The 20,375-nt window shown below is 65.3% G+C and carries 21 protein-coding genes; 8 read left to right on the forward strand and 13 right to left on the reverse strand.

All coding sequences use genetic code 11. The features are described from left to right. Window positions 1–74 precede the first annotated feature (74 nt). From epmA to ligA, 3 genes are read right to left on the reverse strand one after another with little or no spacing between them, the layout of a single operon-like run. Complete coding sequence (gene epmA, locus SOM39_RS01055) at window positions 75–1,019, reverse strand: EF-P lysine aminoacylase EpmA (protein ID WP_320457225.1); 945 nt, start codon at window positions 1,017–1,019, stop codon at window positions 75–77. Continuing rightward, entirely contained in the window at window positions 1,016–1,501 is a 486-nt protein-coding gene (locus tag SOM39_RS01060; protein ID WP_068852860.1) for a GNAT family N-acetyltransferase, read from the reverse strand. The genes epmA and SOM39_RS01060 overlap by 4 nt, the downstream gene beginning before the upstream one ends. 18 nt (window positions 1,502–1,519) lie before the next feature. After that, window positions 1,520–3,982 (reverse strand): NAD-dependent DNA ligase LigA, encoded by a 2,463-nt coding sequence (gene ligA, locus SOM39_RS01065; protein ID WP_320457226.1) that lies wholly within the window; start codon window positions 3,980–3,982, stop codon window positions 1,520–1,522. Window positions 3,983–4,145: 163 nt separating this feature from the next. Here ligA and SOM39_RS01070 point away from each other — a divergent pair, with 163 nt between their 5' ends. After that, window positions 4,146–5,267, forward strand: coding sequence for a pyridoxal phosphate-dependent aminotransferase (locus SOM39_RS01070; protein ID WP_320457227.1), 1,122 nt, complete (start codon window positions 4,146–4,148; stop codon window positions 5,265–5,267). Window positions 5,268–5,270: 3 nt separating this feature from the next. Here SOM39_RS01070 and zipA read toward each other — a convergent pair whose 3' ends face one another. The 6 genes from zipA to SOM39_RS01100 all read right to left on the reverse strand — a co-directional run bounded on the left by zipA (window position 5,271) and on the right by SOM39_RS01100 (window position 11,526). Beyond that, window positions 5,271–6,005: a cell division protein ZipA gene (gene zipA / locus SOM39_RS01075; protein WP_068852868.1), complete on the reverse strand. Its 735-nt coding sequence runs from the start codon at window positions 6,003–6,005 to the stop codon at window positions 5,271–5,273. A 43-nt stretch (window positions 6,006–6,048) separates the two neighbouring features. Next, the gene (gene smc, locus SOM39_RS01080) at window positions 6,049–9,552 is read right to left on the reverse strand and encodes a chromosome segregation protein SMC (RefSeq protein WP_320457228.1); all 3,504 of its coding nucleotides are present in this window, start codon (window positions 9,550–9,552) and stop codon (window positions 6,049–6,051) included. Window positions 9,553–9,741: 189 nt separating this feature from the next. Further along, complete coding sequence (rplI, locus tag SOM39_RS01085; RefSeq protein ID WP_184127032.1) at window positions 9,742–10,191, reverse strand: 50S ribosomal protein L9; 450 nt, start codon at window positions 10,189–10,191, stop codon at window positions 9,742–9,744. Window positions 10,192–10,342: 151 nt separating this feature from the next. Then, window positions 10,343–10,573 carry a 30S ribosomal protein S18 gene (gene rpsR, locus SOM39_RS01090; RefSeq protein ID WP_002804494.1) on the reverse strand — a complete coding sequence of 77 codons (231 nt, stop codon included), beginning with the start codon at window positions 10,571–10,573 and terminating at the stop codon, window positions 10,343–10,345. Window positions 10,574–10,584: 11 nt separating this feature from the next. After that, a complete protein-coding gene (gene rpsF, locus SOM39_RS01095; RefSeq protein WP_068852876.1) occupies window positions 10,585–11,022 on the reverse strand; it encodes a 30S ribosomal protein S6 in 438 nt (145 codons plus the stop codon). A 165-nt stretch (window positions 11,023–11,187) separates the two neighbouring features. After that, window positions 11,188–11,526 (reverse strand): HesB/IscA family protein, encoded by a 339-nt coding sequence (locus SOM39_RS01100; RefSeq protein WP_068852879.1) that lies wholly within the window; start codon window positions 11,524–11,526, stop codon window positions 11,188–11,190. A gap of 129 nt (window positions 11,527–11,655) precedes the next feature. On the opposite strand from SOM39_RS01100, the gene asnS reads away from it, so the two are divergent. The 6 genes from asnS to SOM39_RS01130 are packed head-to-tail and all read left to right on the forward strand — an operon-like array spanning window position 11,656 to window position 15,525. Next, complete coding sequence (gene asnS / locus SOM39_RS01105) at window positions 11,656–13,050, forward strand: asparagine--tRNA ligase (protein ID WP_184127034.1); 1,395 nt, start codon at window positions 11,656–11,658, stop codon at window positions 13,048–13,050. Window positions 13,051–13,072: 22 nt separating this feature from the next. Next, entirely contained in the window at window positions 13,073–13,378 is a 306-nt protein-coding gene (locus tag SOM39_RS01110) for a hypothetical protein (RefSeq protein ID WP_093532547.1), read from the forward strand. Further along, complete coding sequence (locus SOM39_RS01115) at window positions 13,375–13,689, forward strand: hypothetical protein (protein ID WP_068852887.1); 315 nt, start codon at window positions 13,375–13,377, stop codon at window positions 13,687–13,689. The genes SOM39_RS01110 and SOM39_RS01115 overlap by 4 nt, the downstream gene beginning before the upstream one ends. Window positions 13,690–13,696: 7 nt before the next feature. Then, on the forward strand, window positions 13,697–14,326 hold the full coding sequence (locus tag SOM39_RS01120) for an FMN-binding negative transcriptional regulator (RefSeq protein WP_320457229.1): 630 nt from the start codon (window positions 13,697–13,699) through the stop codon (window positions 14,324–14,326). After that, window positions 14,326–14,988 carry a carbonate dehydratase gene (gene can / locus SOM39_RS01125; protein ID WP_320457230.1) on the forward strand — a complete coding sequence of 221 codons (663 nt, stop codon included), beginning with the start codon at window positions 14,326–14,328 and terminating at the stop codon, window positions 14,986–14,988. Before SOM39_RS01120 ends, can begins: the two co-directional genes overlap by 1 nt. A 24-nt stretch (window positions 14,989–15,012) precedes the next feature. Beyond that, the gene (locus tag SOM39_RS01130) at window positions 15,013–15,525 is read left to right on the forward strand and encodes a 3-hydroxyanthranilate 3,4-dioxygenase (protein ID WP_320457231.1); all 513 of its coding nucleotides are present in this window, start codon (window positions 15,013–15,015) and stop codon (window positions 15,523–15,525) included. A 74-nt stretch (window positions 15,526–15,599) separates the two neighbouring features. Here the strand turns inward: SOM39_RS01130 and SOM39_RS01135 are convergent, their stop codons facing one another. Genes SOM39_RS01135 through SOM39_RS01150 form a run of 4 tightly spaced genes read right to left on the reverse strand, consistent with a single transcriptional unit; the run spans window position 15,600 to window position 18,571 of the window. Then, a complete protein-coding gene (locus SOM39_RS01135) occupies window positions 15,600–16,340 on the reverse strand; it encodes a hypothetical protein (RefSeq protein ID WP_320457232.1) in 741 nt (246 codons plus the stop codon). Beyond that, window positions 16,327–16,959: a haloacid dehalogenase-like hydrolase gene (locus SOM39_RS01140; protein ID WP_320457233.1), complete on the reverse strand. Its 633-nt coding sequence runs from the start codon at window positions 16,957–16,959 to the stop codon at window positions 16,327–16,329. Before SOM39_RS01140 ends, SOM39_RS01135 begins: the two co-directional genes overlap by 14 nt. Further along, entirely contained in the window at window positions 16,956–17,516 is a 561-nt protein-coding gene (locus SOM39_RS01145) for a GNAT family N-acetyltransferase (RefSeq protein ID WP_320457234.1), read from the reverse strand. The genes SOM39_RS01140 and SOM39_RS01145 overlap by 4 nt, the downstream gene beginning before the upstream one ends. Next, entirely contained in the window at window positions 17,513–18,571 is a 1,059-nt protein-coding gene (locus SOM39_RS01150; protein ID WP_320457235.1) for a histidinol-phosphate transaminase, read from the reverse strand. The genes SOM39_RS01145 and SOM39_RS01150 overlap by 4 nt, the downstream gene beginning before the upstream one ends. A gap of 498 nt (window positions 18,572–19,069) precedes the next feature. On the opposite strand from SOM39_RS01150, the gene kynU reads away from it, so the two are divergent. Beyond that, window positions 19,070–20,347: a kynureninase gene (gene kynU, locus SOM39_RS01155; protein WP_320457236.1), complete on the forward strand. Its 1,278-nt coding sequence runs from the start codon at window positions 19,070–19,072 to the stop codon at window positions 20,345–20,347. The last annotated feature ends 28 nt before the right edge of the window (window positions 20,348–20,375 follow it).

Consider the following 20,375-nt stretch of genomic DNA (forward strand, 5'->3'; position numbering starts at 1 on the left):
CATCCGACATCGGGTGTGATCAGAGCATCATCACGCAACCCGCGCAAGACACTTTCATGGAGACTTCACTACGTTCAGGCGTGGGCGAAATCGAATGCCAGCACATCGGCAATCCGGCCGGTACGGTTCATCGCCATCAACAGGCGGTCCACGCCTACCGCCACGCCTGCGCAATCCGGCAGCGCGGGCAATGCATCAAGCAGGCGCTCGTCCAGCGGCGGCAGCACGCTGCCGCGCGCCTGCCGCACCGCGTGGTCGCGCACGAAGCGGGCACGTTGTTCGTCGGCATCGTTGAGCTCGTGGTAGCCGTTGGCCAGCTCGACCGCGCCCAGGTACAGCTCGAAACGTTCGGCCAGCGGCGGCGTGCCTGGCCGCACCCGCGCCAATGCTGCCTGGCTGGCCGGCCAGTCATGCACCACCGTCATCTGGTCATCACCGAAATGCGGCTGGATGCAGTGGGTCATCAGCAGGTCCAGCCAGTCGTCGCGGGTCAGCCCGTCGGCATCGATGCGAACCCTGGCCAGCGGCGCCTGCAGCTGCTCAAGGCTGGCCTCGAACGGATCCAGCCCAACGTGCGCCTGGTACAGACTGCGATAGTCGAGCACCTGCAGTGTCGCGTCGCGTCCGACCAGCGCCAGTGCCGCGCGCACCAGCGCCACGGTTTCATCGATCAGGCGGTGATGATCCCAGCCCACCCGGTACCACTCGAGCATGGTGAACTCGGGATTGTGCCGCCCCCCCGCTTCGCCGTTGCGGAATACCCGGCCCAGCTCGTAGCAGTCGCCCACGCCCGCGGCGAGCAGCCGCTTGAGCGGGTACTCCGGCGAGGTGCGCAGCCAGCGCTGGGCGCTGCCTGCATCGACGTGGCCACTGAAACGCGTGTGGAAACTGTCGATGTTGGGTTCGGTATTGCCGGCCGCCGAGAGGATCGGCGTTTCCACTTCCAGCACGTCGCGTTCGGCAAAGAAGGCGCGGATCAGCGCGTTCAACGCCGCACGCTGGCGCAACGCGGCGATCACGCCCGCGCGTCCCGCAGGCGGCTGGCCAGCTGCAGGGTGAGCAGGCTGCGGGTGTCATCGACATAACCGGTGGCCAGGTACAGCCGGCGCGCCAGCTCGTTGTGGTGGTTCACCTCCAGCCGCATGCGCTCCACCCCGCGCGCGTTGGCGCGCTGTTCCAGGATGGCCAGCGCCTGCTTGCCGCGGCCACGGCCGCGTGCGGCATGGCTCAGGTACAGCTCGTCGAGCAGCGCGAAATGACCGCCCTGCTCCAGGCTGAAGCCCATGGCCAGCGCGGCGTGGCCAACGACCTCACCGGTTTCGGACAGCCACAGCAGCACTTCGCCGTTGCGCGGGTCTTCCAGCAGTGCGGCCAGGGCGCGGCGCACGCGCGCTTCGTCGAAGTCCAGCTGGTCTTCGGCGTAGAACTCGCGCATCAGGCCGACCACCAGTTCGGTGTCGGCGACGGTGGCGAGGCGGAAGTCGAGGGGGGACGTCTGCATGGAGGATTCAATCCGTTTTCAGTGGGCCGCCAGGAATGCGACCAGGCGGTCTTCGTCCCAGACATCGATGCCCAGTTCGGTGGCCTTGGTGAGTTTGGAGCCTGCCTCGGTGCCGGCGACGACGAACGAGGTCTTTTTCGAGACGCTGCCGGCGACTTTGGCGCCGAGCGCTTCCAGGCGCTCCTTGGCTTCGTCGCGGGTCATCTGGGCGAGCGTGCCGGTCAACACCACGGTCTGGCCCTCAAGCGGTCCTTCGCTTTGGCTGGTGGCCTCAGGGGCGCGCTCCAGCAGGGTGCGCCGGTATTCATCGGCCTTGAGCAGCATCGGCCCATGCCCATCGCGGTCGAGCCAGTCGGCCACGCCCAGCGCCACTTCATTGGGCAGGCCGGCAGCAACCAGCTGCACCGGTTCGGCATCCAGCACGCTGGCGGCATCGGGCAGCATGGCGGCCAGTTTCTCCGCGCGCAGGCGGGTGATCCCAGGGATTTCGGCCTCGACCAGCAGTTGCGCGAAGTCCAGCCCGTCGCGCAGCTTGGCGCTGGGCGGATGGGCGTCGCTGATGCGCACCTGCCCGACCTGCAACAACGCGTCGATGGCCTCCTGATTGCCCGGCTGCTCGAAGAAGTGGCCGAGCGAGCGCGCCACTTCACCGCCGATGTCCGGCACGCGCTTGAACAGCGGCCACGGCAGGTGGCGGATCAGTTCCAGGTCACCGAACCAGGTGGCCAGCGCCTTGGCCGTGCTTTCGCCGACGTGTTCGATGCCCAGCGCGAACAGCAGCCGTTCCAGCGTGGTGGTGCGGCTGGCGTCGATCGCGGCGATCAGGTTGTCGGCCCACTTGGTGGCGATCTTCTTCGTGTTCCAGCTGAAGGTCGCTTCCAGGGCAAGGGCACGGGCGCGCCAGCTGTCGTCGGTGGCATCCAGCGCCAACACCTCGCGCAGGTACTGGCCACTTCCTTCGGGCGGCAGGTGCAGGCCGATCTGGTTGGCCAGTGCCTGCGGCGATTCGGCATCCAGCACCAGCTTCAGCTGCAGCAGCTGGTCGCGGGTGATCCGGTACAGGTCGGCCACGCCCCGCACGATGCCGGCATCGACCAGGGTTTCAATGTACTTGCCACCCAGCCCGTCGATATCCATCGCGCGGCGCGAGGCGAAGTGCGCGATGGCTTCCTTGCGCTGCGCCGGGCAGCTCAGCTCGCCCGAGCAGCGCCAGGCAGCAGCGCCCTCCTCGCGCACGATCTCCGAGCCACATACCGGGCACTCGGTCGGCATGCGCCACGGCGAGGTGCCCGCCGGGCGGCGGTCGGCAATGACGCTGACCACTTCGGGAATGACATCGCCGGCGCGGCGTACGATCACCGTATCGCCCACGCGCACGTCCAGCCGCTCGATCTGGTCGGCGTTGTGCAGGGTGGCGTTGGAGACGATCACCCCGGCCACGGCAACCGGGTGCAGGCGCGCCACGGGGGTGGCCGCGCCGGTACGGCCGATCTGGATTTCGATCGCCTCCACCGTGGTGGTCTGCTCCTGCGCCGGGAACTTGTGCGCGATGGCCCAGCGCGGAGCGCGCGACACAAAGCCCATCTGTTCCTGCCCGGCACGATCGTCAAGCTTGTAGACCACGCCGTCGATATCGAAGGCCAGGCCGTCGCGGCGTTCGCCGATGTCACGGTAATAGGCGAGCAGGCCCTCGCTGCCCTCCACCACCTGGCACAGCTCGCTGACCGGGAAACCCCACCCCTTGAGCTGGGCCAGCGTGGCCGAATGGGTCGGCGGCAGTTCACCGCCCCGCACTTCGCCGGTGCCGTAGGCATAGAAGCTCAGCTTGCGCCGCGCGCTCATCTTCGGATCGAGCTGGCGCAGCGAACCGGCGGCGGCGTTGCGCGGGTTGGCCAGCACCTTGCCTTCGTGCAGGCGCGCATCGGCGTTGTAGGCCTCGAAATCGGCGCGGGCCATGTACACCTCGCCGCGCACTTCCAGCACCTGCGGCCAGCCACTGCCCTGCAGCGTGTGCGGGATCACCTTGATCTGGCGCAGGTTGGCGCTGACGTCCTCGCCCGTGGTGCCGTCGCCGCGGGTGGCGCCTTGCACGAAGCGTCCGTCTTCGTAGCGCAGGCTGATGGCCAGGCCATCGAGCTTGGGTTCGGCCGAGAAGCGCACGGTGTCGCGGCGCAGGCGCTCACTGATGCGGCGCACGAAATCCTGCACCTCCTCATCGCTGAAGGCGTTGCCCAGCGACAGCATCGGCACGGCGTGGCGCACCTCGGCAAAGCGCGAGGCCGCCTTGCCACCGACCCGCTGCGTGGGCGAATCGGCATTCACCAGCTCCGGGTGCGCCTGTTCCAGCGCTTCGAGTTCGCGCACCAGGCGGTCGTACTCGGCGTCGGGAATCAGCTGCTCATCGCGGTCGTAGTAAGCCTTGCCGGCCTCGTCGATCTGGCGGCGCAGGATCTCGGCACGTTGGGCGGGACTGGGACTCATGCGACAGGCATCCTGGTAGGGCTGTGAATTCTAGGCGCTGCCGTAAACAACGACCACCCGCGCGGTCCGCGTCGGAATCCGACGCACTACCGCCGAAGTGGCTTGCCGGCCCCGCCGCGTGGCGCTAGCGTGCCGGAATTGTCCCGCCTTGGGTGTTCCTGCCATGTCATCGACCGTCACGTCCCGCCGTTCCTTCCTGCAGCTGGCCGGTACCGGCCTGGCCCTGTCCGGTATCGGCCTGGGTCCTGCGGTTTCCAGCGCCGCCCTCCCCGCCCGCGCTGCAGGTACCGGCCCGGTGCTGCTCAACTTCAATGAAAGCCCGTACGGTCCGTCGCCTGCCGCGCAGGCCGCCGCGCGCGCGATCGTGGCCGACAGCGGGCGCTACCTGTTCGCCCTGGCGGGCGAGCTGCGCGATGCGTTCGCGCAGCAGGAAGGCTTGGCTGCCGAGCGCGTGCGGCTGTTCCCCGGCTCCAGCGAACCGTTGAACCGCGCCGCCGTGGTCTGGACCTCCCCCAGCGCCGGTCTGGTAGTAGCCGACCCGACCTTCGAAAGCCTGGGGGACCTGGCCGCCGCGCACGGTGCCACGGTGGTGAAGGTGCCGCTGCGGACCGATGGTGCGCACGATGTGCGGGCGATGGTGGATGCGGCCAGGCAGGTCAACGCCGGGTTGCTGTACCTGTGCAATCCCAACAATCCCACCGGCTCGATCACGCCCGCCGGCGACATTGCCTGGTTGCTGGCGAACAAGCCGGCGCAGACGCGCCTGCTGGTGGACGAGGCCTACCTGCAGTTCAGCGCACAGCGCTCGGTGATCGCGCAGGTGATGCAGCGCGATGACGTGATCGTGCTGCGCACCTTCTCCAAGCTGTACGGCATGGCCGGGTTGCGCCTGGGGGTGGCCGCGGCCCATCCGGACCGGCTGCGCGAACTGGCCAGCCTGGGCGACAACCCGCTGCCGGTGACGGCGTTGGCGGCAGGGCTGGCGAGCCTGCGTGAGCCTGGGCTGGTGGAACAGCGTCGCGAGCAGAACACACGGGTGCGGCAGGCCACCGTGGAATGGCTGCAGAAGCGCGGTTTCCGCTGCCTGCCGACAGAGGCCAACTGCTTCATGGTCGATGTGCAGCGCGATGGCGCGGCATTCACCAGGGCGATGGCCGAACGTGGCGTGGTGATCGGCCGCAGCTGGCCGATCTGGCCGCAGGTCGTCCGCGTGAGCGTGGGCACCGAAGCGGAGATGGCCGCGTTCCGCGACGCATTCTCAGCGGTAGTTGGATTGAAAGGGTGACGGTTACCAGCGCGGGGCTTTGGTCAGTGGCGGCGCCTGGTGCTGCCGGTCGTAGGCGCGCAGCTCGTCACGGATGTGCGCGATGCGCTGGCGGCCAAGGCTGGCCTTGCTGTCGTCAAGCACGACCGCATCGAGCAGCTCGGCCATGCGCTCCACCGTCGGCAGCATCTTTTCCCAGGCATCCAGTGCGGTCATCGGCGCCGGCAGGGTCAGGAAGAAGGCGATGGCCGGGGTCTCCATCTCGCGGATGGTGGCCATGTCGAAACTGCCCGGCTTCATGATGCTGGCCATGGAGAAGATCGGGCCGCGCTCGGGGTGGCCTTCCACCAGCCGGTGGAACACGTTCATATGGCCGAACACCAGGCCGGTCTTTTCGGCGGCCACCACGATGTCTTCGCCGCGCAGCATCTCGCCGGCGCGGGCGGCCACGAACAAGGACACGATCTTGTCGAAATCCTGGCTGGCGCGCTTGCCCAGGTCGCTGGCGGGGCTGGCATCCACTTCGGGCAGGCCCAGTTCGGCCTGGGTTACGCCGTTCTCATCAGTGAAGCCGGCGCCGGCGGCACCCGCTTCCTGTTCGCCCAGCAGCGGTTCACGGCGCTGGCCTGCAGCACCGTCGGCACCTTCCACGCGGCGGCCCTGCGATTTTTTACGCGGCCGGCCAAACAGGAAGATCGCAGCAATCAGCAGCAGGCCGGCGGCCAGGATGCCGATGCGGAGCATTGCCATGTCGGACATTCGAGGGGTCTCCGGCTAAATACGTTCAGGTAAGCATGGCACGTCAGGCCGCGCCCGCCAATCGTGCCGCCTCTTCCAGGTCCACGCTGACCAGGCGGCTGACGCCCGGCTCGCGCATGGTCACGCCCGAGAGCTGGTGCGCTGCCTCCATCGTGGCCTTGTTGTGGCTCACGAAGAGGAACTGCACCTTCTCGCTCATTTCCTTGACCATGTTGGCCAGGCGGCCCACGTTGGCTTCATCCAATGGCGCGTCCACTTCGTCCAGCAGGCAGAACGGCGCGGGGTTGAGCTGGAAGATCGCAAATACCAGCGCCACCGCGGTCATCGCCTTCTCGCCGCCGGACAGCAGCGAGATGCTGGACACCCGCTTGCCAGGCGGGCGCGCCATGATGGTCACACCCGTGTCGAGAAGGTCTTCACCGGTCAGTTCAAGGTACGCGTGGCCGCCACCAAACAGGCGCGGATACAGCTGCTGGACCCCGGCGTTGACGCGGTCGAAGGTGTCCTTGAAGCGGCCGCGGGTCTCGCGGTCGATCTTGCGGATGGCGTCTTCCAGGGTTTCCAGCGCGGTGGTCAGGTCGGTGTTCTGCGCATCCAGGTACTCCGAGCGCTGCGAGGCCTCGCCGTACTCCTGGATGGCGGCCAGGTTGACCGGCTCGAGCCGGCGCATGCGGCCATCGATCTGGTGCACGGTCTGCTCCCAGTCGCTGATGCGGGCATCTTCGGGCAGGGTGTTGATCACATCCTGCAGCACGAACCCGGCCTTCTCGACCGAGGCGGTGAGCTGTTCCGCGCTGAGCACCAGCGCCTGCTGGTCGAGCTTGCGCTGTGAAATGCGCTCGCGCTGGGCCAGGGCCTGTTCGTCGCGCTGGTGGCGGGTCTGTTCGAAGGTGCGCAGTTCGGCGTCGATGCCTTCCAGCAGCGTGCGCGCTTCGCCCAGCACGCGGTCGGCACGCACGCGCTCGCCAAGGGCGTTCTGGTGTTCGGCTTCCAGGGTCAGCACCGGCGAATCGCCGTCGTCGAGCTGGGAATGCAGTTCGCCCAGGCGCGAGTCAAGCTGGCCACGCTGGGTGCTCATGCGCTCCAGGGCCTGGCTCAGCGAGGCCACCTGGGTGCGCTGCGATTCGAGGGTCAGGGCCAGCGAATGCGCACTCTCGCGCACGCTGCGCGCGGCTTCGCGGGCGCGGTCGCGGGCTTCGCCGAGCTGGCGGCGCTCGCTTTCCAGCGCATGGCGGACCGATTCCAGGTCTCCCATGCTGTTGACCGCCTCATCCAGGCGCGCACGCGCTTCGCGCACCTGTTCGCGGCTGGCGTCCAACGTCTCCAGCAGCTGCGAGAGCTCGCCTTCGATGCGGTCGATGCGGTTACGCGCGGCGTCGACCTTGCCCTGCTGGCTCTGCAGCTGGCCACCCAGTTCGGACACGCTGCGGTGGGCAACGTAGAGCTGGCGCTGGGCGTCTTCGCGCTGCTGTTCGCCGGCCAGCAGCTGGTCACGGAATTCGGCCAAGCGGTTCTCCAGCTCGGCTTCGCGTTCCTGCAGGGTATCGATCTGTTCGCGCAGGCTGACGATCTCGCGTTCGCGCAGCAGCGCGCCCTGCTTGGCCGCGCCCGAGCGCGACACGCGCACCCAGCCTTCGCCCAGGCGTTCGCCGCCCCGGGTGATCACCGAATCGCCCTCGCCCAGCGAGGCCTGCAGCGCACGCGCCTGTTCCAGGTCTTCGGCGGCATGCAGGCGGGCCAGCAGGCGGCGGATGGCGGTGGGGCCCTCCACCTTGGCCGCCAGCGAGGTCGGGGCGACCTGCAGCGGGCTCTGGTCGGCGGAGACCAGCGCGATGCGCCCGTCACCCAGCTCGGCCAGTGCGCCCACCAGCTGTTCCGGTGCATCGACCAGCACGCCTTCGATCAGCTGCCCCAGCGCGCTTTCCACGGCGTTTTCCCAGCCGCTCTCCACCGTGAGGCGTTCGCCGACGCGCGCGCCCGAATCCAGCCCGTGCTGCTTGAGCCACGCCACCGCCGCGCCCTGCTCCTGGCCGAGCGCGGCCTGCTGCAGGGTTTCCAGCGAGGACAGCCGGCCACGCGCGGCCTGGGCCTGCTTGCGGATCTCGGCGAGCTCGGTCTGCCCGGTGCGCTGGCGCTCCTGCAGGCCGGCCACGGCTTCCTTGCGGGCTTCCACCTGCTCGGTGAGCCCGTCCAGCGAGGCTTTCTGGGTTTCGTGCTGCAGCTGCAGCTCGTCGAACACTTCGGCCAGCGCGTCCAGGTCCAGCCCGGTGCGCTCGCCAGTGAGGGCTTCGCGGCGGCGATCGGCTTCGAGCACCTGGCGGTCAAGGTAGTCGACGCGGGTGCGTTCGACTTCACCGGCGCGCGAGGCCTCGGAGGTCGTGCGGGTATGTGCTTCCCAGCGCGCCTGCCAGTCGGCCAGTCTGGCCTCGGCGTCGCGCAGGGCTTCCTGCTTGATCTCGTTTTCTTCCTGCAGCTGTTCCAGCTGCGGCTCGGCCAGCTCCACCGCTTCGCGCAGAACCATCAGCCGCGCTTCGTCGCCGCTGATGTGCTGGCCCAGTTCGGCCAGCGCCTGCTGGGTTTCGTCGCGGGCCTTGTGCAGGCGCTGGGACATTTCGCGCTGGTGCTGGATCTGCTGTTCCAGCCGGGCAAGCGTGCTGCCCACCTGGTAGACCTCGGCCTGGGCGGTGCTCAGGGCATCGGCGGCTTCTTCGCGGCGCACGCGGCTGGTTTCGATGCGGGCTTCGGCGTCGCGCTGTTCGGCGATGAACTGCTGCAGCCGGGTTTCTTCCTGGGACAGCGCTTCGCGCAGGCCGCTGAGGCGGGTATCGAGGTTGCGGAACTCGAGCGCCTTCCACTCGGCATCCTTGACCCGCCGCTCTTCCTGCAGGCCCTGGTACTGCTCGGCCTGGCGCGCCTGGCGTTTGAGGTGTTCGAGCTGCTTGCCGATTTCTTCGCGCAGGTCGCCCAGGCGGTCGAGGTTCTCGCGGGTGTGGCGGATGCGGGTCTCGGTTTCCTTGCGGCGCTCCTTGTACTTGGAGATGCCGGCGGCTTCTTCCAGGTAAACGCGCAGGTCTTCGGGGCGGGCCTCGATGATCTGGCTGATCATGCCCTGTTCGATGATGGAGTAACTGCGCGGGCCCAGGCCGGTGCCGAGGAACAGGTCGGTGATGTCGCGGCGGCGGCACTTGGTGCCGTTGAGGTAATAGTTGCTGCTGCCGTCGCGGCTGACGGTGCGCTTGACCGAGATTTCGTTGAACGAGGCGTACTCGCCGCTGATGGTGTGGTCGGTATTGTCGAAGATCAGTTCGACAGTCGCCTGCGACACAGGCTTGCGCGCGGACGAGCCGGAGAAGATCACGTCGGTAAGCGAATCGCCACGAAGGCGGCTGGCCGAGCTCTCGCCCATGACCCAGCGCACCGCATCGATGATGTTGGACTTGCCACAACCATTGGGCCCGACCACGCCGGTCATGTTGGTGGGCAGATGCAGGGTGGTCGGGTCTACGAAGGACTTGAAGCCGGACAACTTGATCGTGGACAGACGCATGGCGTGGTTGGCTTTAGGACAGTCGCGATGGGCCGAGTATAACGGCGCGGGTGTTTTGCGGGCGGTTAGGCGCGCGGGCAGTTCCCAAGGCCGACCAACGGTCGGCGCTACCGGGGTTTAGCCGCCCGGAAACAAAAACGGGCACCCTCGCGGGCGCCCGTTTCAGCGATTCCAGCCTTGCGGCAGGGATCAGGCTTCGGCTTCCACCACCACCTTGACGGTGGTTTCGACGTCGGCGTGCAGGTGGATGACCACCTCGTACTCGCCCACGTTGCGGAAGGCGCCTTCGCCCAGGATGACTTCGCTCTTTTCCAGCGGCAGGCCGGCCTTGGTGAAGGCTTCGGCGATGTCACGCGGGCCAACCGAACCGAACAGCTTGCCTTCGGTCGATGCATTGGCGGCAACCGTGACGCTCTTGCCTTCCAGCGCAGCCTTGCGGGCTTCGGCCTCGGCCAGGATCGAGTCGGCCTTGGCCTGGTACTCGGCGCGCTTGGCCTCGAACTCGGCCACGTTGGCGGCGGTGGCCGGAACGGCCTTGCCGGTCGGGACGAGGAAGTTGCGGCCGTAGCCCGGCTTCACTTCAACCTGGTCGCCCAGGCCGCCGAGGTTGGTGACCTTCTGGATGAGAATCAGCTTCATGGTGCAGCTCCAATATATGTATTCGTTAGCGAGGCAGGCCCCGCAGCGTTTGGCTGTCCGAATATCCGAACGGTAGACCCGGCACCGCCCGCTGCCAAACGGCGCGGGCGGTGGGGACTACGAAAGCGGCGACCGGGGTCGCCGGCCTTCATCAGACGTCGTGGTTGTCGGTGTACGGAATCAGGGCCAGGAAACGGGCGCGCTTGACGGCCGTTGCCAGCTGGCGCTGGTACTTCGACTTGGTACCGGTCACGCGGCTCGGCACGATCTTGCCGTTCTCGGTGAGGTACTGGCGCAGGGTGTTGAGATCCTTGTAATCGATCTCCTTGACACCTTCGGCCGTGAACTTGCAGAACTTGCGGCGACGGAAGAACTTGGACATGTCAGTGCTCCTTAAGCGGCCGAAGCGGCGTCGTCGCCGGCATCGTTGTCAGCGGCGGGGGTGGTTTCGCCTTCTTCGTCATCACGACGACGACGCTCACCACGCTCGGGCTTGTCGCCCTTCTCGTCCTTGCTCTTCATGATCAGCGACTGCTCGGTGTCGGCGCCCGGGCGCACGATGACCAGGTTGCGCAGCACGGCGTCGTTGAAGCGGAAGCTTTCGGTCAGTTCGCTCAGCACGGCCTGGTCAACTTCGATGTTGAGCATGACGTAGTGGGCCTTCACCAGGTTCTGGATCGGGTAGGCCAGCTGACGACGGCCCCAGTCTTCCAGACGGTGGATGGTGCCGTTGCCGTTCTCGACCAGCGCCTTGTAGCGCTCGATCATGGCCGGAACCTGCTCGCTCTGGTCCGGGTGGACCATGAACACGACTTCGTAATGACGACTCATGTGTATTTACCTTTCGGATGTGGCCCTTTCGGGCCGGACAGCCCCCCGCAGGTGAACGCGGTGGAGCAAGGGTCCTGCCAGGAATCAGGCAGGAAGCCGCGCATTATCGCAGCAGAAGCGGTTCCGGGCAAGCCAGGCGGCGGCGCAGGGCCACCGGGGCCGGATTCAGGCCTTGTCGGCCTCGGTGGTGAAGCTTTCGCCGCAGCCACATTCGGCAGTGGCGTTCGGGTTCCTGAACGTGAAGGTTTCGCTCAGCCCCTGCTTGCCGAAGTCGATTTCGGTGCCGTCGACCAGGGCCAGGCTGTCGGCGTCCACGTAGATCCGCACCCCCTCCTGCTCGAACACGGTGTCGCCGGGGCGCTCGTCGCGGGCCAGGTCGGTGACGTGGCCCCAGCCCGAACAGCCGGTGCGGGTCACGCCGAAGCGCAGGCCCAGGGCACCCGGGGTCTGGGCCACGAACTTTTCGACACGGGTGAAGGCAACAGGGGTAAGGGTGACAGCCATGACGGACGACTCCAGCAGATGGGACACATTATAGGTCCACGGCCCAGTCAGAAATGCCTCGCAAGCAGAACGCTGCAACCGTTAAACTCCTCGTTCAGAGATCGAGTCGATCAACAGAGGATTCAAGTCATGACGGTGGTCAGCGTTGAACATGCGCTTGCCGGGAAGATCCCGGAAGGCGGCGAGGCAACAGTCCGGGGCTGGGTGCGTACGGTGCGCGGGTCTGCGGCGCTTGCCTTCGTCAATGTCACCGATGGCTCCTGCTTCGCCCCCATCCAGGTGGTGGCCAATGACACCCTGGGCAACTTCGACGCGGTGAAGGCGCTGACCCCGGGCTGCTCGGTCATCGCCCGCGGCACCCTGGTCAAATCCCAGGGCAAGGGCCAGTCGTTCGAGATCCAGGCCAGCGACATCGAGATCGTCGGCCTGGTCGAAGACCCGCTGACCTACCCGATCCAGCCCAAGCCGATGAGCGCCGAGTTCCTGCGCGAAGTGGCCCACCTGCGCCCGCGCACCAACCTGTTCGGCGCGGTCACCCGCATCCGCAACTGCCTGGCCCAGGCCGTGCACCGGTTCTTCCACCAGAACGGGTTCAACTGGATCAGCACCCCGATCATCACCACCTCCGACGCCGAAGGCGCCGGGCAGATGTTCCGCGTCTCCACGCTGGACATGGTGAACCTGCCGCGCACCGCGCAGGGCGAGGTCGATTTCAGCCGCGACTTCTTCGGCAAGGAAACCTTCCTGACCGTGTCCGGCCAGCTCAATGTCGAGGCCTACTGCCTGGCGCTGAGCAAGGTGTACACCTTCGGGCCGACCTTCCGCGCCGAGAACTCCAACACCACCCGCCACCTGGCGGAGTTCTGGATGATCGAGCCGGAAATCGCCTTCGCCGACCTGGCCGAAGACGCGCGCCTGGCCGAGCAGTTCCTGAAGTACCTGTTCCGCGCGGTGCTCGATGAGCGCGGCGACGACCTGGCCTTCCTGGCCGAGCGCGTGGACAAGAACGCGATCAAAAAGCTGGAAGACTTCATCAACGCGCCGTTCGAACAGATCGACTACAGCGAAGCGGTGAAGCTGCTGCAGAACTCCGGCAGGAAGTTCGACTTCCCGGTCGAATGGGGCCTGGACCTGCAGACCGAGCACGAGCGCTGGCTGACCGAGGAACACATCGGCCGCCCGGTGGTGGTGACCAACTACCCCGAGCACATCAAGGCCTTCTACATGCGCCTGAACGACGACGGCAAGACCGTGGCCGCGATGGACGTGCTGGCCCCGGGCATCGGCGAGATCATCGGCGGCAGCCAGCGCGAAGAGCGCCTGGACGTGCTCGACGCGCGCATGGCCCAGTTCGGCCTGGACCCGGCCCACTACGGCTGGTACCGCGATTTCCGCCGCTACGGCTCGGTGCCGCACGCCGGTTTCGGCCTGGGCTTCGAGCGCCTGGTGGTGTACGTGTGCGGGCTGGGCAACATCCGCGATGCGATCCCCTACCCGCGCGCACCGGGCAGCGCCGAGTTCTGATCCTTTCCACGGAGGCACGCCCATGACCCTGTTCTTCGCGCTGTGTTTCGTCGGCGTGGCGATCGCCGGGTTCAGTGCCTTCGTGATCTTCTGGCCGCTGACGCTGGTGCATATCCGCGACCGCCACCCTGCCTTGGCTGACCGCTTCGGCAGTGGTGCCTTCCTGCGCCCGGACGCGCTGCGCTGGCTGCTCGGCCGCGATTACCGCGACACCCCCGACCGTTCGCTCTCGGGGCTGGCCACGCCGGCCTGGCTGTCGCTGCTCACCCTGCTGGCCGGACTGGGCATGGCCGCCCTGCTCTGGCTGCTTTCGATGGTACTGACATGACTGACATCACCGCCCACCACGACCAGTGGTTCCTCGCCAGCCTGGGCAACACCCTGATCTGGGCGCGCCTGCGGGTCCGCCCGGGCGGCACCGCCGAAGTGCTCGACAGCGACGGCAATACCCTCAGCTACGACAGCGAGGACACTGCCCGTTCGCAGCTGTTCGACGCCGAGTTCGTGGCGTTTGATGGCCTGGACGAGGAAGACGCGCTGATCCGCGGCTTCAGCCTGCACGAAGTGAGCCCGCCCCAGGCCGACAGCGACGACGCGCTGCGCGGCCACATGGTGGTCAGCCTCGGCGCGCGCGCCTGAGCCGACCATGTTCATCCCGGCCGACTTCGTTGAGACCGACCTGGCCTGGCTGGACCGCCTGCTGGAACGCGATGCATTCGTTACCGTGGTCACCACCGGCAGCGACGGCCTGCCGCAGGTAACCCTGCTGCCGGTGGTGTACCGGCGCGACGGCGATGACATCCTGATCGAAGGCCACTGGGCCCGGCCCAACCCGCAGGCCGGCCACGCCGGTCCCGCGCTGGTACTGGTGCACGGCCCGCACGGCTACGTGTCGCCGGGCTGGTACCCGGATAAGGAGACCCAGGCCCGTGTACCGACCTGGAACTACGCGGCCGCCGAACTGCGCGGCACGCTGGAACCGGTGACCGATCCGGACGCCCTGATCGACATGCTGGACCGGCTCAGCGCCAAGTACGAGGCGCAGGTCGGCGGCGACTGGGACCTGCTGCCGATCGAACCGCGCCAGCGGCGCATGCTGGGCGGCATCATCGGCTTCCGCTTCCGCGCCCGGCAGGTGCAGATCAAGCTCAAACTGAGCCAGAACCATCCCCAGGCCAACCAGCACGGCGTGATCGACGCGCTGTCGGCCCTCGACTCCCCTCCTTCGCATGAGCTGGCGCAGTGGATGCGCTGGAAACTTGAGGTACCGCACTGATGAAAGACATCCACAAGCTGCTGCAGAACAACCGCGACTGGGCCGACCGGATCGAGAAGGAAGACCCCGAGTTCTTCCACCAGCTGGCCAAGCAGCAGCACCCGGAATACCTGTGGATCGGCTGCTCCGATTCGCGCGTGCCCGCCAACCAGATCATCGGCATGGCCCCGGGCGAGGTGTTCGTGCACCGCAACGTGGCCAACGTGGTGGTGCACACCGACCTGAACTGCCTGAGCGTGATCCAGTACGCGGTGGACCAGCTGAAGGTGAAGCACATCCTGATCGTGGGCCATTACGGCTGCGGCGGCGTGCATGCCAGCCTCAACAACACCCGCGTGGGCCTGGCCGACAACTGGCTGCGCCATGTGGGCGATGTGGCGCAGAAGCATGCTGCGATCATGGATGCGATCGAAGAGCCGGAACTGAAGCACGCCCGGCTGTGCGAACTGAACGTGATCGAGCAGGTGGTCAATGCCTGCCGCTCGACCATCGTGCATGACGCCTGGGCGCGTGGCCAGAAGCTGATGGTGCACGGCTGGGTCTACAGCCTGAAGGACGGCCGGGTGCGCGAGATGGGCATCGACGTGGGCAGTCCCGAGGAACTGCAGCCGGCCTACGAAAAGGCCCTCTCCTACGTTCCGCGCCACGGCCGGCGCGACTGACCCTTCCTGCAGGAACCCACCGCCATGCTTGCGCCCCCGATCAACCTGCTGGGCTGGATCGAAGAGAACCGCCACCTGCTCAAGCCGCCGGTGGGCAACAAGATGATCGAGAACGGCGACTTCATCATCATGGTGGTGGGCGGGCCGAACAGCCGCACCGACTTCCATTACGACGAAGGCCCGGAGTGGTTCTACCAGCTGGAAGGCGAGATGCTGCTGAAGGTGCAGGAAGACGGCGCGGTGCGGGATATTCCAATCCGCGCCGGCGAGATCTTCCTGCTGCCGGGCAAGGTGCCGCATTCGCCACGCCGCCCGCCCGGCGGCGTCGGCCTGGTGGTGGAGCGCAAGCGGCTGGCGCACGAGCGCGACGGCGTGATGTGGTTCTGCGAGCGCTGCAACCACAAGCTGTACGAGGTGTTTTTCACCCTCGAGAACATCGAGACCGACCTGCCGAATGTGTTCAAGCAGTACGAGGCCTCGATCAAACTGCGCACCTGCGACGCATGCGGGCACGTGGACCCGCTGCCGGCAACCTGAGTCCGCGGACGTGGTGGCAATCGCGTCCGGAGCGCAGACGTGCACCCGCCACTCCCCCCACGCAGCCAAGGGCATCAACCAAGCATAAACTGGAGCAGCGCCGCGCCACTACCCACGATCAACATATTGTCCATCCCCCTCGGCGCAACCGCCTCAACGACTGTCATGGAAAGCGCGAACAGTAGCGACACAAGAAGCCACACAGCAGGTTGATACAGCCCTGTTGAAACCAAGGCTACGACGCAACACACGAAGGAAACCAGAAGGACAGCGGAGCTCCCTTCAAATGATTTGGTATTGCGAACACGCCAAATGGGATCGTAGACGGCGTATTTACGTCTACCGAAACGCATGCCCACAGGTTCAGCCAAACCATCTCCCAGCCCCATGGCGCAGAACGCCACCTTCGCATAAAGAGGGCTCACCAGCGCCAGCGCTGCATAGGTCGCAAACTGACCCGTGAGTAGCGGCAGGAATACGAACAGGTTACCTCTCACCCCATCCCGATCCCTCACATTGCTGGCGAGGATGTTGCTGACAAGAGGAAGCGATGACACCGACGACCAGGCGTAGACCGCCACCACGCATAACGACGTCGCAATTGCGGTAGGGACAAAACGCTCATCTGGCAATCCAAAAAGACAGAGCGCGGACAGGGCAGATAGACCGAAATGGTTGATCTTTCTGGAAAACCCATCCCGCAAGCCTCGCCTTCTGAATACCCAGGCCACATTCCCGACAACGAACGTCCCGATCAGGACAACGGGAGCGACACGCCAAACGGCAACCAGCGCCAGCTGCTCAGAAACGTTCATCGAGCCACCTTCCAATCTGTCCGGCAGCGTCGACCTTGTATGCCTCCTCGCAGCAAGAGAGCACGGCCCTGTCCTTCCAGCTGTCGGAGTATCCTGCCTTGAATGCGACGGGATGCCCAACACGCCGCTCAATTTGACGCACCTTTTCGGACATCACGCAGCGTACAGCGATCACGCGGCCACCCAAAAACCTTTCAAAACGCGACCCAATCACGATTACGTTGGGCATGGCCGACACAGCCGGGTACATCGACTTAACCATCATTTCAGGGCTCCCTGAAACCAAGTACACGTAATTCCCTTCTTCGATATGACCCTGGAGCACGCGGAGCACCTGCTTGTGCGAGGCAACCGTCCCGGCGAACTCAACAGCAAAACCGTGCTCGGACCTCAGCAGACTCTCCTCAGAGACCATGAAGGTCATCACCCACATCAGAAGACTCAAACCAGCGCGCCTATCCGGGAAGAAGAGGTGCATCAAAAGGGCGAGGAGCGACAGCGGAAAGAGAATCAACAGCCTTAAAAGACTCCTTTTCAGCATGTGGATCACGTACGCCTCAAAGACGTCTCCACCATGCAACGTGCCATCGACGTCAAAGAATACACTCTCAGCTCTCATCGCAACTCCATGGATGCCAGCTTTCGAGTCCTGTAAGCGGATGCATCAAAGTCACTTCGAAGCAACAACATCGGTTGAATCATGCAATCCCCCTCCCGGATGGGCGCAGAAATCGACTTGAACCCCATTAGTGCATACAGCCTCTCCTGCCGCCCTATTGCAGAGATAACGACCCGATCAATATGGTGTTCGGCACAATACTTCATTAGGAACAGCATTAGATGGTCATAGATACCAAGTGCTCGATAGTCGCTCCTGACAGCAAGAAGCCGCACTTCAGCCGCGTCATGGAGATCCAGACGACTACTGTCACCTTCCGGAATGCGCCCGATAGTGGAAAGCTTCCCACCCCCAGGCGGCGTTACGGACAGCATCCCAACGAGCTCTCCGTCAACTTTTGCAGAGACATACACAGCGGCGGTCTGATGCATGCGGTCGACTCTCATTCCGGAAGGGTGGATGGGATGCTGACCCAGCTCAACGCAATAGACTTGATGGTTCAACCTCCAGAGCGCCTGAAGATCAGAACCTTCGGCGACACCTACGACCACGTTCATCGCTGCAGCACTTCCAAGGAACGAATGGCCTGCAACAGCCCCTCCATCGTCGTCCGATCAGCGAGAGTTATTCTGAGAAAATCTGGCGAACCATTGATCAGCTCTTTTTTTACTACAAACCCCTGAGATAGAAGTTCCCGTCCGAGCCCAATGCACCCGCCACTGCACCGAATGAGGATGAAGTTTGCATCCGGCCAGTACGCTCGAATTCCATTCATCCTCTGCAATTCCTGGAAGACGTAGAGCCTTATTTCTCCGAACTCTTCCTGCATGGCCTCATGGAGACGCCTGTCATTTAGGCGTTTTGCCGCCATTGTCTGGCTGAGTGAAGAGAGACCAAATACGGGAGCAAGCGCGGAGAATCTCGTCGCGCGAGATGGCTCGCAGATCATGTAACCTATCCGAGCATTTGCCAGCGCCATGAACTTTGAGAACGTTCGGGTCACGAAGAGATTTCTACGCCGAGCAGCCTCTTTCAGAGCGCAAACATCATTGGCCTCGCCGGGGACGAAGCCGTGATATGCCTGGTCAAGGACAAAGTCGACCTGAGTGAATTCATCAACCAGCTCGATCAGCCTTGAAGCATTTACCGTGTTTCCCGTGGGATTATTGGGACTGCACACAATCACGGCGCGCGGTTTGTGTTCCACGATCGCTCTGCGCAGGAGGTCGAGGTTATAGACGAAGCCGCTCCCAACCTCCTCAAGGTTGTACTCGATCACCTCAGCCCCAATCATCTGAGCTGGGGTCCGGTAGAAGCCCCAAGAGGGCGACGGCAGCAGCAAGCGGTCGCCGTGACCCAGCAACGAGATGAGAAGAAGCCTCAGGAGTTCCGAACTACCGTTGGTTACGACAACGCTCTGTGCGCAGCAGCCCGCATGTGCCGCAATCTCACATTGGAGCATTGCGGAGCCGTTCTTTGGGTATCGGTGAAGAAGCGCGCTTTCCGCCGTGATGCTCTCAGTTAACAGAGTGTTCTGCGCTTCCAACGCGCTGGAAAGCAGGTTTTCGTTGAGATGAAGCTGAAGTAGTCCAGGGCGATCGTTGTTCGGCATGCTGTATCGAGCAGCATCCAGTCGAAGCGTAGTTCCTTTCATTCGCCTTCCGTGTCAATTGTTGCGTCTGTTACAGCCACCCAGGCATTGACCCGCACATGCCGCCATCCGTGCGCGCCTACCCCGGCTCCCGTTTGCGAGTACCGCCTACATCCTTCAACGTGGCGAGCGTAGGCGTCGTGGCCTGTGGGATTCCATGAAGATTGTTGAATAGGTCATCCCGGCCGCCGGTGGTGGGCTAGGCGGATGCGGAGGTCGTCCGGGCAGGCGTCCGCGCTATTTCGTCTCTGGACCTGGCGCAGACCCTTACCTGCCCGCTCGCGTCCGCCGAGGCAATCGGCAGCTAGCTCGTTTGGCCATAAGGCCGAGGACCGAAGCCCCTGGGGGATTCAGGACTGCCAGACGCCTGCCCGAGAGCCCCCATGGTGTATGTCGGATTCATCCCATAGGCCAAACAGATAGATAAACTGTGTTTTCACAGACAACATCTATCGTCCAATGTCCGAGCTCCTCAGCCGCACCCATGCCACCGCCCTGGACGCCGCCGACCCGCTGCGTGCGCTGCGCGCTGAATTCGTCTTCCCCCAGCACAACCACCGCGACCAGACCTACTTCGTGGGTAATTCGCTGGGCCTGCAGCCGCGCGGGGCCAAGGCGGCGGTGCAGGAGGTCATCGACAAATGGGGCGCGCTCGCCGTGGAAGGCCACTTCACCGGTGACACCCAGTGGCTGGGCTACCACCGCCTGGTCAATCGGCAGCTGGCCCAGGTAGTGGGCGCCCTGCCCAGCGAAGTGGTCGCCATGAACACGCTGAGCGTGAACCTGCACCTGATGATGGTCAGCTTCTACCGGCCCAGCGCCGAGCGCCCGGTGATCCTGATGGAAGCCGGCGCCTTCCCGACCGACCGCCACGCGGTGGAATCGCAGCTCCGCTTCCACGGCTTCGACCCGGCCACCGACCTGGTCGAAGTCCAGCCGGATGAGCCCAACGGCACGATCTCGCTGCAGGCCATCGAACGCGCCATCACCGAACACGGCCCGCGCCTGGCGCTGGTGCTGTGGCCCGGGGTCCAGTACCGCAGCGGCCAGGTGTTCGACCTGGATGCGATCACCCGCATGGCCCGCCTGCAGGGCGCCCGGGTCGGCTTCGACCTGGCCCACTCGGTCGGCAACGTGCCGCTGCAGCTGCACGACATCGCGCCGGACTTCGCCGTGTGGTGCCATTACAAGTACCTCAACAGCGGCCCCGGTGCCGTGGCCGGCTGCTTCGTGCACGAACGCCACCACCGCGACACCAGCCTGCCGCGCTTCGCCGGCTGGTGGGGGCATGAGGAAGCCACCCGCTTCAAGATGGCCCCGCAGTTCGTGCCGGCGGTGGGCGCCGAAGGCTGGCAGCTGAGCAACCCGCCGGTGCTGGGCCTGGCCCCGCTGCGGGCCGCGCTTGACGTGATCGACAAGGCCGGCGGCATCCAGGCCCTTCGCGACAAGTCGCTGCAGCTCACCGGCCTGCTTGATGCACTGGTCCGCGCCCGCCTGCCCGGCGTGCTTGAAGTGCTTACCCCCAGCGAGCCGGAACGCCGTGGCTGCCAGCTGTCGCTGCGCGTGGTGGCCGGCCGCGAGCGCGGCCGCAACCTGTTCGAGTACCTGCAGACCGTGGGCGTGCTGGGCGACTGGCGCGAACCCGATGTGATCCGTATCTCGCCCACCCCGTTGTACAACCGCTACCTTGACCTGCACCACTTCGTCGAGGAAGTGGAATCCTGGGCCGGCCTGTAAGCCGCCCTCCCCCACCCCTGCGCGGAAC

This window comes from Stenotrophomonas sp. CFBP8994, from assembly GCF_034044835.1.
Classification (GTDB): domain Bacteria; phylum Pseudomonadota; class Gammaproteobacteria; order Xanthomonadales; family Xanthomonadaceae; genus Stenotrophomonas; species Stenotrophomonas rhizophila_A.